Genomic DNA, 14,389 nt, shown 5'->3' with positions numbered 1-14,389 from the left:
TATGCGGAGCCGCACGCCAGATGGTCAAGCTTGGCAGGCAGGATCACACGCCCGTCCGCGTCAGGCGGTCCAGATATGCCCGGGCAGTCGCCGCATCCTCGGCAATCTGCGTCTTCAGCGCATCGAGCCCGTCAAAGCGCCGTTCGTCGCGCAACAGCGTATGCAGCGCGACGGAAAGCGTCTGGCCGTACAGATCCCCTTCGAAATCCAGCAGATGGACTTCCAGCCGGCTTTCCTGCCCGTCATTGATGGTCGGGCGCCGACCGATATTGGCCACCCCCGGCCACGCCTGCCCACCCGGCAGCCGCACCGTCACGGCATACACACCGCGCGCCGGCTCCAGATGCCGGCCCAGCGGCACGTTGGCTGTCGGGAAGCCCAGCAGGCGGCCGCGCTTGTCGCCATGCTGCACCACACCCCGGATCGCCCAGGGCCGCCCCAGTTCCTCGGCCGCACGCTCAGGATAACCGTCCTGCAACAGCCTGCGGATGCGCGTCGAGGAATAAGGCCCCCCCGCGTCGGCCAGAGCCGGCACAGTGGTCATCCCGATCCCCAGTTCTTCCGCCCGCTCGGCCAGGAAGGCAGCATTGCCGCCCCGGCGATGACCGAAGGCAAAATCGGTGCCGCAGGCCAGGTGCCGTAGGCCGAAGCCCTCATGCAACACCTCGGTCACGAACCGCTCGGCGGTCATGGCGCTGAAGGCGGCATCGAAAGGAATCTGGAAGACATGCCTTACACCCAGAGCAGAAAGGGCGGCCAGCCGCTCCTCGGCCAGGGTCAGGCGGAAAGGCGGGTCTTGCGGGCGGAACATCTCCCGCGGATGGGGTTCGAACGTCACCACCGCCAACCCCAGATCGGGCCGCGCGGTATGCAGCGTGTGCAACAGATGGGCGTGGCCCAGATGCACCCCGTCGAAATTGCCCAGCGCCGCCGCCATGCCCCGCGCCTCGTCGGGGATATGCAGCCAACCCGTATGCAGATGCGCCCTCATGGCGTGCCGGGCAAAGCAAACAGGCGCGCCACCTCATCCAGCGTGGCGGCCACCGGATGCCCCTCGCCGGGGCGGGTGCCATCCTCCGGCCGGGCAAGCTGGCAGGTCCGCAGCCCCGCCGCCACGGCGGCATCCAGTTCGGCCACGATATCGGAGAGAAACAGCGTGCGCCCCGCCTCCCATCCGGCCTCGGCCAGAATGGCGCGATAACTGTCCGCCTCGCGCTTGCCGCCGATCCGCAGGTCATAAAACCCGTCGAAGAGGCCGCGCACGTCGCCCTCGGTCGTATGGCCATAGATCAGGCGCTGCGCCGCCTCCGAGCCGGACGAATAGACCGCCAGCCGCAGGCCGCCTTCATGCCAGCGCCGCAAGGCCGGCAGCACGTCGGGATATAGCGCCGCCTGCAAGGCTCCGGTGCGGTAGCCTTCCGCCCATGCCAGCCCCTGCAACGCCTTCAGCGGCCCGATCTTCTCGTCCCGGTCCATCCAGGCATTCAACTGCACCAGCGGCGCCACACCGGGCGCCAGCCGGGCAATGTCGGCCACGGCGTCCCGTACCGCCGGCTCGTCACCGCGCGTCGCCAGCAACTCGGGCAACGCCTTGCGGGCATAGGGAAAGAGAACCTGATGCACGAAGGCGACCGGAATCGTCGTGCCTTCGATATCCAGCAGAACGGAGTCGATCCCCCCGTCCGCATGCGTCGCCGCTTCGGCCACCGTCATCCGCTCCTCAGGCTGCTGGAAAGCGCCGGGCGATATCGTCGCCCGTATATTGGGCGATCCAGCCGGTCTTGTCGGTAAAGATCCGCAACGCCACCACATCGGGCTCCATCCCGGCATCGAACCAGTGCGGAATGCCGGCAGGCACCGAAATCAGGTCGCCCGCCACGCAATGCACGTCATAGACGCTGCCGCCGACATGCAGCACGAAATTGCCCCAGCCATGGACGAAGAACCGGACCTCATCCTCGCTATGGATGTGTTCCGAAAGGAATTTCGCGCGCAGTTCGGCCAGGTTCGGGGTCTGGGTCGTAATCCGCACCACATCGGCCGATCCCGCCCCGGTCTCCCCCATCAGCTCGTCCAGATAGGGGCGATAGGCGTCCAGCACGGCTTCGGGCGAGGCGTCGGACGGCGGCACCACCGGACTGTCCCAGCGCTCGAACCGCACGCCGATCCCCCTCAGGGTGTCGGCAATCTCCGGCGCGCTGTCGGTCCGCAACACGACGCGGCCCGGATCGTCATCGCGATAGACGGTCAGGCGACTCATCGGCGCAGCTTCCTCTTTTCCAGTTCGCAGGCCAGCAGAAACTCCAGCCCCTCCAGCCGGGCCAGAGCCACGTCCATGGTGGCGCCCCACACATAAACGCCATGGCCGCGAATGATGTATCCCGCCGGCATCCGCCCCAGGTCGGGCGCCACGACGGTGCACAGCCGCGCAATGTCCTGGTCATTGTCGAACACCGGCACACGCACGCTGGCGTCATGGGTGGTCTGCCCCTCGAACACCTTCTGGACCTCATAGTCCGCCAGGGTCAGGACCCCATCGGCCGTCGCCATCGACAGCACCGTCGAAGCGACGGAATGACCATGCAGCACCGCGCCGATGGCCGGGTCATGCGCGTAAAGCTGGCAATGCAGCAGGGTCTCGGCGCTGGGCCGGTCGCCCGGATGCACGGCCCTGCCGTCCATCCCGACCTCGATCACGCCATCCTGCGTCAGGCAGCCCTTGTGCCCGCCCGACCGCGTGATCGCGATCCGCCCGTCCGGCAGGCGGCGACTGATATTGCCCGCCGTGGCCGGCACCCAGCCAAACCGGTCCATCCGCCGGCCGGCGGCGATGACATCCTGCACCGCGCCGGCCCACAGATCCGTCGTCGTCATCTGGTCCATATCGGAAAATGATCCTGAATCGTTCGCCCGGGCCGCAGCCTCAGGGGGTCGAGGAACCAGAGGGGCGACCGGATGCCGAGAAGCTGGCATCGCGCTGCGCGCCGGCCGCCGGCCCCGGCGGAGCGATATGGCCGCCCTGCCCCGGATTGCTGTTTTCCATGCTCTCGTCGTCGGCCATGTTCTTCTTGAACGATTTCACGCCGCGCGCGACATCGCCCATCAGCGTGCTGATCTTGCCGCCGCCGCCAAACAGAACCAGCACGACGGCCAGAACGATCAGCCAGTGCCAGATGCTCAAGCTACCCATAACACACACCCTCGTTTCCGCGCCGTGGCGCCGTCGGCTTCCGGACCGACCCCGATCCGCCCGGACAATCCCGACATCACATGAACCCCGATAAGACATGGAACCGGGAAGCCCGCCATGCAAGCGCCCCGTCCCGCACCCGGTCAAGCGTCCGGCGACGGACGATCCGGCAGGTCGCGCGAGATGAACCCATATGTGGGATAGACGCTTTTACCCATGCTGTGAACCGGCTGCCACCAGACCCGCACCGCAGACCAGTCATTGGCCTGCGAGACATCGACCACCGGAATGCCCCGATCAATGCGCCCCGGCACCCAGTTCGCCTGATCGACCAGGATCGCGCGCGACCCACGCACCTGCCGCACAACCGATACATGCCCGTCCGGAAGCCGACGGGTGGAGCGGAACACCAGCACCTCGCCCGGCGCAGGCACCCGCGTATGCGCATACGCCCCTTCCGATTGCCGCCACCAGCCGGCGGCGGCACCGCTCAACCGCAACCCGGTCACCGAACGCGCATAGGGCGCGCACTGCACCGGCCCGTTCCAGCCCCGGCCGCTTCCACCGCCGCAGGCCGCCAGCGGCAACAGGCCGCACAGCATCAGCCAGCGCACGAGCATGTCGCGAACCGTCACGCCGATTTCATCCGAATGATCCGGTCCTCGGCTTCCTCGGGGTCCATATCCAGCGCCGCCTCGGCCGTCGCGCGACCAAAACCGGCCCGCGCCATGGCATCCAGCACCTTGCGGCGCCGCACCGCCACTTCGTCACCTGGAACCGCGTCCTCGTCCCCCTCCCGCGCGGGGGCAAACGGCCCGGCACGGCGCCGCCGCGCGAAAATCAGCGCCGCCGCCAACTCCACGTCCTGGCCATCCTGCCCGCGCTCGCCCAGCGCGTCATCCAGCACGGCTCCAACCGTTTCCGCCTCGACCCCGCGCGCGGCCAGATGCGCCTGCACCGCCCGGCGCGACCGGCCGGAGCGCGTCAGCGACCGGGCGCGCGACCCGGCAAAGGCCGCATCATCCACCGCGCCCAGCTCCACCATGTCGGCCACCACCTGCGCGATCACGGCCCCAAGCGGCGCCGCCCGGCTTTCCACCTCTTCCGAGAGTTCGCCGCCCTCGACGGCCCGCCGCGCCCAGCGCTGCACGCGGCGTTCCAGCACCTGCGTCAACCCGACGCGGGTCGTGCCGAAGCGGGCCAGATGCGCCAGCGCGGTCGCACGCAGCAGCGCACGATCCGGCACCGGCCCGACCGCCCGGCGCCCACCCGTCGTCGTTCCACGTACGGCCTGATCACTCATACAGCCAGCATGCCATAAAATGTCAGGAATCGCGACAGTTACGTCACACAACGCGGGCAGTTCACACCCACGCCCCAGACATATGTGCGAGGCATATATCCGCAGCACTGCCCCTCAGGTCGGGCGGCCGAATGCCTTCAGGTGCAATTGCTCACCCTTGGTGCGGCCGCCCTCCACCATCGGGTCGAGTGCCATCACCTGCTGCCAGGCCCGCTCGGCCGCCTGCCAGTCGCCGCGCTGTTCCTCGATCGCCGACAGCAACCGCCACGCCACCGCATCCTGCCCATCACGCTGGAGAGCAACACCCAGGTCGGCAATCGCCCCGGTCAGGTCGCGCGCCGTCAGCCGTGCCCGCGCCCGATCACGCCACAGGATCGCTACATCCGGCTGCAACACCAGCGCATCGTCCAGATCCTCGACCGCACTCAACGCCTTGCCCTCGGCCAGATGCGCCACGGCACCGCGTTGCAACAGGCGGGTGGTGGGAGAAAGTGCATGTCGCCGTGCCTGCTCCAGCCGAACTTCCAGATCCGCCGCAGCAGCCCGGGAGGACGCACGCGCCAGTTGAGCCGTCAGAACAGACAGGTCCGGAGTCGCAGATGGGTCGGGATGGGTCTCTTGCCCCGCCCCAGCGGAAGAAGCAGGCGCCGGAGCGGCACGCCCAGCAGGCGCATCGGCCCACGCAGGCACAGCACAGCCCAGCCACAAACATGCCACCGCCAGCACACGTACGCGCGAAAACCCGCGCCAACCACCCGGAATCCAGGGGCAGGCACGGGTTTTCGCGTCACCAAAGAAGAACGGAACGGCCAAGGCCGCCCGCAACATTCAGCCCTGACGGGCCTTCATGCGGGGGTTCTTCTTATTGATGACATAGACCTTGCCATGACGACGGACCACACGGCAGTCCTTGTCACGAACCTTGGCCGACTTCAGGCTGTTTCTGATCTTCATGACCCGACCCTCACTGGCGGCGGTAAACCGCGAAGACGGGCCGAATACCGGTCGAGCGCCCCCGAGTCAACCATCCACCCCCGTTTTCGGCCCTTCCGGCCGGTATTTTCAGCCCTCGACCGAGGCATCCGGCGCCGGTGGGCGAACATGCGGGGCCAACAGGCGGAAATCCCCTGCGCGCGGCGAGCGCGCACGCCAGCCCAGCCCGATGGTGCGCCACGCCTGACACCCCGTCACCGGTCGCACCACCAACGGATGGTCGCGCAGGATACCCGACTCCACTGCCAGTTGCGGCAAAAGCGCAATCCCCAGCCCATCCGCCACCATCTCGACCAGCGTATAGAGCGAGGTCACGACGAATTCCTCCTCGCCCTCGGTGCTGGTCCATCCCCGGTCCTGCCGGCACAGCGCCAGGGTCTGGTCACGCAGGCAATGGCCGTCTTCCAGCAGGACCATCCGCTCGCCGGCAATACGCTCCACCGGAATCGAGTCCAGCGCCGTCAGCGGATGATTGGCCGGCAGGACAAGCATGAATTCATCCCGCCACAAGGGCAGCATTTCGGCCCCCTCGCATGGGCAGGGCATGGCCAGCAGCACCAGGTCCAGCCGGCCCAGGGCCAGCTTGTCCAGAACATTGCCGGTCAGGTCCTCGTTCACCGACAGGCGGATCTGCGGAAAATGCCGGCGCAGCCGCGCCACCAGCCCCGGCAGCACGAAGGGCCCGATGGTCGGAATCACTCCCAGCCGCAGCAGACCCGTCATCGGCGCGCGCGACGCATCGGCCACGTCCTGCACGGCCTGCAGCGCCTCCAGCGCGAATCGCGCCCGCGCCGCCACCTCGTCGCCGATGGGCGTAAAGACCACGCGCTTGCCCACATTGCGGTCCAGGAGTTGAATGTCCAACTGCCGTTCCAGCGCCAGGATACCGGCCGAAAGCGTGGATTGCGTCACCGCGCAGGCCTGTGCCGCACGGCCGAAATGCCGCATCTCAGCCAAAGTGATCAGATAGCGCAGTTGCTGGGCCGAAGGCAGAGGCGTCATCGACTCACTCGATCATCTGGATATAAATTATTCATTGGCATGATATCGCCTTCGGAGCCATAGATACAACCCATGCCGTGACCGCCTTCTGTGGCCACGGTCACGACCACCTAATGCAAGGGAGCAAAACCGATGCTGACAGTCGGCGATAAATTTCCGGAATTCGATCTCGCGGCCGTCCCCGGCGGCCCGGAAGGGCTGAAGGGCGATTTCGTCCAGATTTCGGACAAGACCGATGCAGGCAAGTGGAAGCTCGTCTTCTTCTGGCCGAAGGATTTCACGTTCGTCTGCCCGACCGAAATCGTCGCTTTCGGCAAGCTGGCCGGCGAGTTCAAGGACCGTGACACCGTGGTCTACGGCGTCTCGATCGACAGCGAGTTCGTGCATCTGAACTGGCGCCTGCATCACGAAGACCTCAAGGGCCTTCAGATCCCGATGCTGGCCGACATCAAGCGCGAGCTGTCGACCGCCCTGGGCGTCCTGTCGCCGGCGGCCGGTGTCGCCAACCGCGCGACCTTCCTGGTCGACCCGGAAGGCATCATCCGTCACGTCAGCGTCAACGACCTCTCGGTCGGCCGCAACCCGCAGGAAGTCCTGCGTATCCTGGATGCGCTGCAGAGCGACGAGCTGTGCCCGTGCAACTGGAAGCAGGGCGAAGCCTTCCTGAAGCCCTGATCCTTTCCCGATCAGGACGGTCCAGCCACCAGGCCGGACCACGCCGCCTGTCCGGGGCCCGGACAGGCGGACGCGGGCCCCGCCCGCCACGAGGTGCCGGATCACCACACGGTGATGCGCCGATAAACGACGACGGAAAACGCCCGTCTCCCTTTATTCATTCGCCGGAGCCTCCCCGCGACCGTCCGCATGGCCGCCCGGACGCCTCCGCCCAGCAGGTCACGCCGCCATGTCGATCGAATCGCTAAAGGAACGCCTTCCCGATTACGCGAAGGATCTGAAGCTCAATCTCAGCTCCCTGGCCAACGACATCACCCTGACGCCGCAGCAACTGGCCGGAACCTTCGTGGCCTCCGCCCTCGCCGCGCGCAACGAGGACGTCACGCGCGCCATCGTGGCCGAATACAAATCGGTCCTCTCGCCCGAAGCCCTCGAAGCCGCCAAGGCCGCCGCCGCGATCATGGGCATGAACAACATCTATTACCGCTTCGTGCATATGGTCGAAGGCGATTACGCCAAGATGCCCGCGCGCCTGCGGATGAACGTCATCGGCCGCCCCGGCATCGAGAAGCTGGATTTCGAACTCTGGTCGCTCGCCGTCTCGGCCATCAATGGCTGCGGCATGTGCGTCGAAAGCCACGAGCGCGTGGTACGCGAGGGCGGCCTGTCCGCCGAACAGGTCCAGACGGCCGTCCGGGTCGCCGCCACGGTCCACGGAATCGCCGTCACGCTCGATGCCGCCAAGGCCTTGGGCGAAGCCGGCGCGAACTGAATTTCCCCCGCCCGGCGCCCCACCGCGCCGGGCAGGTTTTTCGCCGACCGTCATTTTTTTCCGTGTAGCCTGTTGCCAGAATCGCCGGGCTTTGTTAATTCGCCCTCCACACACGGACATGGGGCACAAACCCCAAGCCGATGCGGGTGTAGCTCAGTTGGTTAGAGCGCCGGCCTGTCACGCCGGAGGTCGCGGGTTCGAGCCCCGTCACTCGCGCCACCCTTTCCCAAATCATCATCGCTTTGATCTGCGACGCCAGTCTCCCGACGCCGGCAGGCAAGCCGCAGCCTATGGCGCGCTATAGGTCACGCGATAGATCGCACCGGCCAGGTCGTCGCTCACCAGCACGCTGCCATCCGCCAGGGGCTGCACATCCGCCGGACGTCCCCAGGGCGTCTCATCGGCCTGAAACCCGTCCAGCAGCGGCGTGTAAGACGTCACCCCGCCCTCTGGGCCAAAACGCACCGCCATGACCCGATAGCCCGCCAGCCGGCTGCGGTTCCACGACCCATGTTCCGCAATCAGTGCCGCCCCCCGATAGGATTCGGGGAACATGCCGCCATGATAGAATCGCATCCCCAGCGCCGCGACATGCGCGCCCAGCTTCAGCACCGGCGGGGTAAAATCGCGGCAATCCTGCCCGCGCCCGAAAACCGGGTCCAAAATATCGCCCTGATGGCACACCGGATAACCAAAGGACTCGCCAGGACGGTTCAGCCGGTTCAGCTCGTCACTGGGCATATCATCCCCCAGCAGGTCGCGCCCGTTATCGGTAAACCACAGCGCCCCGCTGCCCGGCTGCCAGTCGAACCCCACACTGTTGCGCAGCCCCCAGGCAAGATCCTCGCGACCGGACCCATCCGGGTTCATCCGCATCAGCTTGCCGAAACGATGGCCGACGTCGCAGATATTGCACGGTGCCCCGATCGGCACATACAGCTTGCCGTCCGGCCCGAAGGCGATGAATTTCCAGCCATGGTCGCCCATCCGCCACGGCAGGTCCGTGACCGCGACCTCGGGCTTCGGCGGGTCGTCCAGATGGTCCTCGATCCCGCGCAGCACCACGATGTCGCGCACGTCGGAAATATACAGGTCACCATGGCGGAACGCGACGCCCACCGGCATGGTCAAGCCGCGCGCCACGATCCGCACCCGCGCCGCCCGTTCAGGCCCGCCCGTCACCGCATAGACCACACCGCCGGTCATCGAGCCGACGAACAGCGTGCCCCGCGCCCCCACCGCCATTTCCCGCGCCGAAGGAACCTGGTCGGTATAGACCGAGACATGAAACCCCGCCGGCAGGCGCAGCCGCTCGACCGGCGGCGCGGTACGCCCGACGGTCGGCATCACCAGTGCCAGCATGGCCCCCAGACAGGCGATCAGCCCCACTCGCGTCATCGCGCGTCTCCCTCGCCGGTCAATCCTGCGTTGCGCGGGCCAGTTTCAGCGCCAGGGCTTCGGCTCCCTGCCGCACATCGTCCCACGTCACGTCGAACGCCCGCGCCTCCCCGTAATACGGGTCGGCCACGCCCTGCCCCTCACGCCCCGGCACATGATCCAGCAGCAGCGAAAGCTCCGCCGTCGAATCCATCGGCCTGCGACCGCGCAGGATCTTCAGATGACCCGGATCGAGGGCCACGATATGGGTAAAAATCCGGTAATCGTCCGCACCGACGATCCGCGCGCGATAATCGCCGATATCGAGCCCATGCCGCCGCGCCACCGCCTGCGCCCGCCGATCGGGCGCAGCGCCCCTATGCCAGTCGCCGGTTCCGGCCGAATCGACCAGCACCTCCAGCCCATAACGACCGGCCGCGACCCGAAACGCGGCCTCCGCCAGCGGCGAACGGCAGATATTGCCGGTGCAGACAAACAGAACGGCGGGACGCAGGGACATCGCGCGGCTTCCATCATCGGCGGACGCACCAGAGCGCCCTGCCGGTCATGATGAACAGGGATATGCCGGCCTGTCGAGCCACCAGCCCGATTTTCAGGCGGCCGCCTCATAATCCAGGCCGATATCCAACGCCCGCACCGTATGAGTCAGCCACCCGACCGAGAGGATATCCACCCCCGTCGCGGCGATCTCCGGCGCGCTATCGGGCGTAATCCCGCCCGAGGCCTCGGTCACGGCACGCCCGTTCACCATCGCCACCGCCTCGCGCAACTGGTCGGGCGTCATGTTGTCCAGCAGGAAGGCATCCGCTCCCTCCGCGCGCAGCGCCTGGGCCAACTGGTCGAGCGTATCCACTTCCAGTTCGATACTGACCAGATGCCCCGCCCGCGCCCGCGCCGCCGCCAGCGCATGCGCCACATCCCCGCCGGCCAGGGCAATATGATTGTCCTTGATCAGGATCGCATCATCCAGGCGGAAACGATGATTCGCCCCCCCACCCGCCCGCACGGCATATTTCTGGATCGCGCGCATCCCCGGCAGCGTCTTGCGCGTGCAGCACACCCGCGCCTTCGTGCCCGCAACGGCCCGCACGATCCCGGCGGTGGCGGTGGCAATCCCGCACAGATGCGACAGAAAATTCAGCGCCACCCGCTCGCCGCCCAGAATGGCCGGCGCCGGCCCGGTTACGCGCGCAATCCGGTCCCCCGGCGCCACCACGCTGCCATCCGGCCGCTCGACCTCGAAACGCACCGATGGGTCCATCAGCGTAAAGGCCAGCCGGGCCATCGCCAGCCCCGCCACCACGCCGGGCTGGCGCGCCACCAGGGCCGTGCGCAGCATCTGGCCGGGCAAGGCCAGCGCATCGGTGGTCAGGTCGCCGCCGCAGCCGAGATCCTCCAGCAATCCCGCACGCACCAGCGGTTCCAGCATCAGGTCGGGCAAAGGGGTCATGGCACGGTCAATCCATCGGCAGGAGTGGAAACAGGCGCGCCGGACGACAGCGCATCCAGCATGGTCAACGTCCGCGCCAGCGTCAGGCGCGAATGCACGGCAGTCGCGGCGGTCAGCGGATAATCGGTGCGATAATGGCCACCCCGGCTTTCCCGCCGCTCCAGCGCCGCCAGACACACCATCGCGCCCACCAGCGCACGATCATCGGTGGCCACATGGGGCACCAGCGCCCGCGCGGCGCGCGCCAGCCCGGCCCCATCGCGCAAAATACCGGCGGCGCGACCAAGGCAGGCATGCATGTCGGCCAGCCCCACCCCGTCCCCTTCATCCGGCACCGGTTCACCGACCGGGCCGGGCGCGGGCAACGACACGGCATCGAGATCCCGCGCCACGAACCCCGCGCAGACAAAGGCTTCCAGCAGCGAATTGCTGGCCAGCCGATTGGCACCATGCAACCCGGTCGATGCCGCCTCGCCGCATGCCCACAGGCCGGGCACGGTGCTTCGCCCGTTCAGATCGGTCTCGATCCCGCCCATATGATAATGCACCGCCGGCCGCACCGGCAGAGGCTGACGGTCGGGGTCCAGCCCCCGCGCCGCGCAGGCCCGCGCGATGCCAGGAAAATGCTGCGCAAACGCCCCATGCGTCGCCGCCCGCGCATCCAGCAGCACCTGATGTCCGGCCGTCAGATGCGCCTGGATCGCCCGCGCCACCACGTCGCGCGGTGCAAGCTCGTCGGTAAAGCGCGCGCCGGTCTCGTCCACCAGAACCGCCCCGGCCCCCCGCACCGCCTCGCTGACCAGCGCCCGCGGCGCCCCCGCCGGCCCATCGGCCAGCGCCGTGGGATGAAACTGGACGAACTCCATGTCCCGCAACACCGCGCCGGCCCGCGCGGCGCAGGCCAGTCCCAGCCCCTGCCCGCCCACCGGGCTGGTCGTCGCGGGAAACAGCGCCCCCACCCCACCGGTGGCAATGACGCAGGCACCGGTCGACAGGGTCAGCATCACCCCACCGCGCACGATCTCTACACCGGCCACCCGCCCGTCACGCACAATCAACCGCCGCAGGCGCGCACCCTCCATTACCGTAATGCGCGGCGTGGCCCGCACTCGCGCCACCAACGCGCGCATGATCTCGGCCCCCGTTCCATCCCCCAGCGCATGGGCAATGCGGGCGCGGGAATGCGCGGCTTCCAGATGCAGGTCCGGCGCCCCGTCGGCGCTCAGATCGAACAGCACGCCCAGCGATCGCAGTCCCGCCACCGCATCCGGCCCGGCCCCGACAATCGCCGCAACCGCGTCCGGCACGCACAGCCCGGCCCCCGCCACCAGCGTGTCCGCCACATGCAGGGAAACCGAATCATCCGCCCCGATCGCCGCCGCAATTCCGCCCTGCGCCAGCGCGCTGGCGGCATCCTGCCCCAGCGGGGCCGGCGACAGCAGCACGGAGGGCCGGTCCATCAGCAGCGCGGTCGCCAGACCGGCCAGCCCGCCCCCGGCAATGACCGGCTGCCCGGCCAGGGCGGCGAAACCGGTCACGCCGCCAGCATCCGTTCGACCGCGCGACGGCCGCCCGCCACCAGATGCTCAGGGATCGTCACCTCGTGGCTCATGGTCTCCAGCGCATGGCGGATGGCCCGCAGCGTAATGCGCTTCATGTGCGGGCACAGATTGCACGGCCGGACGAACTCCACGTCAGGATGCGTGGCGGCCAGATTGTCGCTCATGGAACATTCGGTCACCAGCAGCACCTTGCGATGCGCACCGCTGGAGACGAAATCCGACATCGCCGCGGTCGAGCCCGAAAAATCGGCCTCCGCCACCACGGCAGGCGGGCATTCCGGATGCGCCAGCACCGCCACGTCGGGATTGTCGGCGCGCCAAGTGCGGATTTCCTGCGGCGTGAAACGCTCGTGCACCTCGCAATGACCGCGCCAGGTGATGATCTCCACGCCGGTCTCGCGCTGCACGTTCTGGGCCAGAAACTCGTCGGGGATCATGATCACCCGCGGCACGCCCAGGCTTTCCACAATCCGCCGCGCATTGGCCGAGGTGCAGCAGATATCGCTTTCCGCCTTCACCTCCGCCGTGCTGTTCACATAGGTCACGACCGGCACGCCCGGATGCGCGCGGCGCAGGGCGCACACGTCCTCGGCCGTGATCGAATCGGCCAGCGAGCACCCGGCCTCCAGCGACGGCATCAGCACCGTGCGGTCGGGGTTCATCAGCTTGGCGGTCTCGGCCATGAAATGCACGCCGGCCATCACGATCACCTCGGCATCCAGCCCCTGCGCATCGCGCGCCAGCGCCAGACTGTCGCCCCGGATGTCGGCAATGCAGTGGAAGATCTCGGGCGTCTGGTAATTATGGGCCAGGATCACCGCATTGCGCCGGCGCTTCAGCTCCAGGATGGCCGCGATATCGTCGGCGAACAGATCCCACTCCAGACGCGGGACGACGCGGGCGACACGATCATAAAGCGCGTCGAGCTGAGACGGAGCAGCAAGGGTTTCGGACATCACGGTCTCCTTCGACCTTTATACTCATGTTGAGCATAATACGGCTATATAACGTCGCACTCGTGCTGTTCAACCCGCCCACAGGCCGCGTCAAGCCATGAGGGCAAGCAGCCTGCTCCGCATCACGAAAAAAACGGCACAGTTCCAGTTTATTGGCTTATGAAAACATATCCGTGAACATCGCCCTCAGATAGCGCGCGCCAGCGGCAGCTTGGACCCCGCAATCCGCCGCGCGCCGATCACCTCACGCCGGAAGCGGAACAGCCGCGCCGGTCGACCCCGCGTGTCCGGCGCCACCTCACCCGTTTCCTCGATCAGCCCCTGCTGGGCCACCAGCCGGCGGAAATTCTGCTTGTGCATCGGCTGGCCGGCCACGGCTTCCACCGTGCGTTGCAGATGCAGCAACGTGAAACTGTCGGGCATCAGTTCGTAGATCACCGGCCGATAGCGGATCTTGGCCCGAAGGCGCGCCATCGCCGTGGCCAGCACCCGCCGCTCGTCCCGCGCCATGCCCATGCCGGGTAGCACCGCCTCCCCCGACGGAGCGGATTCCGGCACCAGTCCGGCTTCCCACAGCAGTTCGTAGCGTTGCAGCACCAATTCGTCGTCCCAGCCCAACCCTTCCAGCCCGAAGGTCAGGGCCACGCGCTGGCGCCGGGCCTCCTGCCTGGCGGCGGACGGGGCACGACCGGCCCATCCCTCCAGCAGCCCCGCAATGCGCACCACCAGGTCACGCCCTTCGGGCGCGGTCTGGTCCTCCCACGGGAAATAATCGTACCAGCCGCGCCACCCACGCTCCCCCCGGCGGATGCGGGTCAGCGCCAGGTAGGAAATCATGACCCGCCGCTCGTCAGGTCCCCCATCCACCGGCGCATCGGCAAAGGTATATAACTGTTCGACATGCCCCAGAGCATGACCGGTCTGGTGTTCAACCCACAGCCGCAAACCGGTCTGAAGCGACCGATGGCCGGCCTCCAGCGGTCCGGACGGCAGCAGGCGACCACCGTCCAGCGTCAGCACCATCGGCCGGTCATCGCTGACCGCGATCAGCACCGCGATCAGTTCCGGCGGCATGGTGCGTTTCCTTC

Annotated in this window: 18 protein-coding genes and 1 tRNA gene; 3 read left to right on the top strand and 16 right to left on the bottom strand. The window is 67.6% G+C overall.

Translation table 11 applies throughout. The features are described 5' to 3' along the window. Positions 1-43 precede the first annotated feature (43 nt). The 10 genes from C7453_RS04515 to C7453_RS04470 form a co-directional block, all read right to left on the bottom strand. On the bottom strand, positions 44-991 hold the full coding sequence (locus C7453_RS04515; RefSeq protein WP_114726341.1) for a bifunctional riboflavin kinase/FAD synthetase: 948 nt from the start codon (positions 989-991) through the stop codon (positions 44-46). Next, positions 988-1,713, bottom strand: coding sequence for an acireductone synthase (mtnC, locus tag C7453_RS04510; RefSeq protein ID WP_114726340.1), 726 nt, complete (start codon positions 1,711-1,713; stop codon positions 988-990). Before mtnC ends, C7453_RS04515 begins: the two co-directional genes overlap by 4 nt. A 7-nt stretch (positions 1,714-1,720) precedes the next feature. Then, positions 1,721-2,260, bottom strand: coding sequence for a 1,2-dihydroxy-3-keto-5-methylthiopentene dioxygenase (locus C7453_RS04505; RefSeq protein ID WP_114726339.1), 540 nt, complete (start codon positions 2,258-2,260; stop codon positions 1,721-1,723). Further along, positions 2,257-2,883, bottom strand: a complete 627-nt coding sequence (locus C7453_RS04500) for a methylthioribulose 1-phosphate dehydratase (RefSeq protein ID WP_114726338.1) — start codon at positions 2,881-2,883, stop codon at positions 2,257-2,259. Before C7453_RS04500 ends, C7453_RS04505 begins: the two co-directional genes overlap by 4 nt. 40 nt (positions 2,884-2,923) lie before the next feature. After that, positions 2,924-3,190, bottom strand: coding sequence for a twin-arginine translocase TatA/TatE family subunit (locus tag C7453_RS04495; RefSeq protein WP_114726337.1), 267 nt, complete (start codon positions 3,188-3,190; stop codon positions 2,924-2,926). 143 nt (positions 3,191-3,333) lie between these two features. Further along, on the bottom strand, positions 3,334-3,810 hold the full coding sequence (locus C7453_RS04490; RefSeq protein WP_114726661.1) for a CHAP domain-containing protein: 477 nt from the start codon (positions 3,808-3,810) through the stop codon (positions 3,334-3,336). Positions 3,811-3,821: 11 nt separating this feature from the next. Beyond that, the gene (locus C7453_RS04485; RefSeq protein WP_114726336.1) at positions 3,822-4,493 is read right to left on the bottom strand and encodes a regulatory protein RecX; all 672 of its coding nucleotides are present in this window, start codon (positions 4,491-4,493) and stop codon (positions 3,822-3,824) included. A gap of 114 nt (positions 4,494-4,607) precedes the next feature. Further along, on the bottom strand, positions 4,608-5,321 hold the full coding sequence (locus tag C7453_RS04480; RefSeq protein WP_245948777.1) for a tetratricopeptide repeat protein: 714 nt from the start codon (positions 5,319-5,321) through the stop codon (positions 4,608-4,610). Beyond that, complete coding sequence (ykgO, locus tag C7453_RS04475) at positions 5,322-5,447, bottom strand: type B 50S ribosomal protein L36 (RefSeq protein ID WP_012223099.1); 126 nt, start codon at positions 5,445-5,447, stop codon at positions 5,322-5,324. It abuts the gene before it with no gap. Positions 5,448-5,555: 108 nt separating this feature from the next. Beyond that, positions 5,556-6,488 carry a hydrogen peroxide-inducible genes activator gene (locus C7453_RS04470; protein ID WP_114726335.1) on the bottom strand — a complete coding sequence of 311 codons (933 nt, stop codon included), beginning with the start codon at positions 6,486-6,488 and terminating at the stop codon, positions 5,556-5,558. 132 nt (positions 6,489-6,620) lie between these two features. On the opposite strand from C7453_RS04470, the gene C7453_RS04465 reads away from it, so the two are divergent. The 3 genes from C7453_RS04465 (at position 6,621) to C7453_RS04455 (ending at position 8,154) form a co-directional block, all read left to right on the top strand. Continuing rightward, a complete protein-coding gene (locus C7453_RS04465) occupies positions 6,621-7,163 on the top strand; it encodes a peroxiredoxin (protein WP_114726334.1) in 543 nt (180 codons plus the stop codon). A 229-nt stretch (positions 7,164-7,392) separates the two neighbouring features. Next, on the top strand, positions 7,393-7,935 hold the full coding sequence (locus C7453_RS04460) for a carboxymuconolactone decarboxylase family protein (protein ID WP_114726333.1): 543 nt from the start codon (positions 7,393-7,395) through the stop codon (positions 7,933-7,935). 142 nt (positions 7,936-8,077) lie between these two features. Beyond that, positions 8,078-8,154: transfer RNA gene (locus C7453_RS04455), tRNA-Asp, on the top strand. Between the two features lie 69 nt (positions 8,155-8,223). Here the strand turns inward: C7453_RS04455 and C7453_RS04450 are convergent. From C7453_RS04450 to C7453_RS04425, 6 genes are all read right to left on the bottom strand, one after another. Next, the gene (locus C7453_RS04450; protein WP_114726332.1) at positions 8,224-9,333 is read right to left on the bottom strand and encodes a PQQ-dependent sugar dehydrogenase; all 1,110 of its coding nucleotides are present in this window, start codon (positions 9,331-9,333) and stop codon (positions 8,224-8,226) included. A 19-nt stretch (positions 9,334-9,352) separates the two neighbouring features. Beyond that, a complete protein-coding gene (locus tag C7453_RS04445) occupies positions 9,353-9,832 on the bottom strand; it encodes a low molecular weight protein-tyrosine-phosphatase (protein ID WP_114726331.1) in 480 nt (159 codons plus the stop codon). Positions 9,833-9,925: 93 nt separating this feature from the next. Next, entirely contained in the window at positions 9,926-10,783 is an 858-nt protein-coding gene (gene nadC, locus C7453_RS04440) for a carboxylating nicotinate-nucleotide diphosphorylase (RefSeq protein ID WP_114726330.1), read from the bottom strand. Next, a complete protein-coding gene (locus C7453_RS04435; protein WP_114726329.1) occupies positions 10,780-12,321 on the bottom strand; it encodes an L-aspartate oxidase in 1,542 nt (513 codons plus the stop codon). The genes nadC and C7453_RS04435 overlap by 4 nt, the downstream gene beginning before the upstream one ends. Further along, positions 12,318-13,301: a quinolinate synthase NadA gene (nadA, locus tag C7453_RS04430; protein ID WP_114726328.1), complete on the bottom strand. Its 984-nt coding sequence runs from the start codon at positions 13,299-13,301 to the stop codon at positions 12,318-12,320. Before nadA ends, C7453_RS04435 begins: the two co-directional genes overlap by 4 nt. Positions 13,302-13,487: 186 nt before the next feature. Next, the gene (locus C7453_RS04425) at positions 13,488-14,375 is read right to left on the bottom strand and encodes an NUDIX hydrolase (protein WP_114726327.1); all 888 of its coding nucleotides are present in this window, start codon (positions 14,373-14,375) and stop codon (positions 13,488-13,490) included. Between the last annotated feature and the right edge of the window lie 14 nt (positions 14,376-14,389).

The sequence above is a fragment of the Gluconacetobacter liquefaciens genome (assembly GCF_003350405.1).
GTDB classification, from domain to species: domain Bacteria; phylum Pseudomonadota; class Alphaproteobacteria; order Acetobacterales; family Acetobacteraceae; genus Gluconacetobacter; species Gluconacetobacter liquefaciens.
Note: the sequence above shows the minus strand (reverse complement) of the source record. Positions and strands in the feature narration are given on the sequence as shown.

Coding starts and splice junctions, on each gene's coding strand:
- C7453_RS04490 (WP_114726661.1), bottom strand. CDS start 3,810: ATGCTCGTGCGCTGGCTGATGCTGTGCGGCCTGTTGCCGCTGGCGGCC.
- C7453_RS04505 (WP_114726339.1), bottom strand. CDS start 2,260: ATGAGTCGCCTGACCGTCTATCGCGATGACGATCCGGGCCGCGTCGTG.
- nadA (WP_114726328.1), bottom strand. CDS start 13,301: ATGTCCGAAACCCTTGCTGCTCCGTCTCAGCTCGACGCGCTTTATGAT.
- C7453_RS04485 (WP_114726336.1), bottom strand. CDS start 4,493: ATGAGTGATCAGGCCGTACGTGGAACGACGACGGGTGGGCGCCGGGCG.
- C7453_RS04450 (WP_114726332.1), bottom strand. CDS start 9,333: ATGACGCGAGTGGGGCTGATCGCCTGTCTGGGGGCCATGCTGGCACTG.
- C7453_RS04470 (WP_114726335.1), bottom strand. CDS start 6,488: ATGACGCCTCTGCCTTCGGCCCAGCAACTGCGCTATCTGATCACTTTG.
- mtnC (WP_114726340.1), bottom strand. CDS start 1,713: ATGACGGTGGCCGAAGCGGCGACGCATGCGGACGGGGGGATCGACTCC.
- nadC (WP_114726330.1), bottom strand. CDS start 10,783: ATGACCCCTTTGCCCGACCTGATGCTGGAACCGCTGGTGCGTGCGGGA.
- C7453_RS04445 (WP_114726331.1), bottom strand. CDS start 9,832: ATGTCCCTGCGTCCCGCCGTTCTGTTTGTCTGCACCGGCAATATCTGC.
- C7453_RS04495 (WP_114726337.1), bottom strand. CDS start 3,190: ATGGGTAGCTTGAGCATCTGGCACTGGCTGATCGTTCTGGCCGTCGTG.
- ykgO (WP_012223099.1), bottom strand. CDS start 5,447: ATGAAGATCAGAAACAGCCTGAAGTCGGCCAAGGTTCGTGACAAGGAC.
- C7453_RS04465 (WP_114726334.1), top strand. CDS start 6,621: ATGCTGACAGTCGGCGATAAATTTCCGGAATTCGATCTCGCGGCCGTC.
- C7453_RS04500 (WP_114726338.1), bottom strand. CDS start 2,883: ATGGACCAGATGACGACGACGGATCTGTGGGCCGGCGCGGTGCAGGAT.
- C7453_RS04515 (WP_114726341.1), bottom strand. CDS start 991: ATGAGGGCGCATCTGCATACGGGTTGGCTGCATATCCCCGACGAGGCG.
- C7453_RS04460 (WP_114726333.1), top strand. CDS start 7,393: ATGTCGATCGAATCGCTAAAGGAACGCCTTCCCGATTACGCGAAGGAT.
- C7453_RS04425 (WP_114726327.1), bottom strand. CDS start 14,375: ATGCCGCCGGAACTGATCGCGGTGCTGATCGCGGTCAGCGATGACCGG.
- C7453_RS04480 (WP_245948777.1), bottom strand. CDS start 5,321: ATGTTGCGGGCGGCCTTGGCCGTTCCGTTCTTCTTTGGTGACGCGAAA.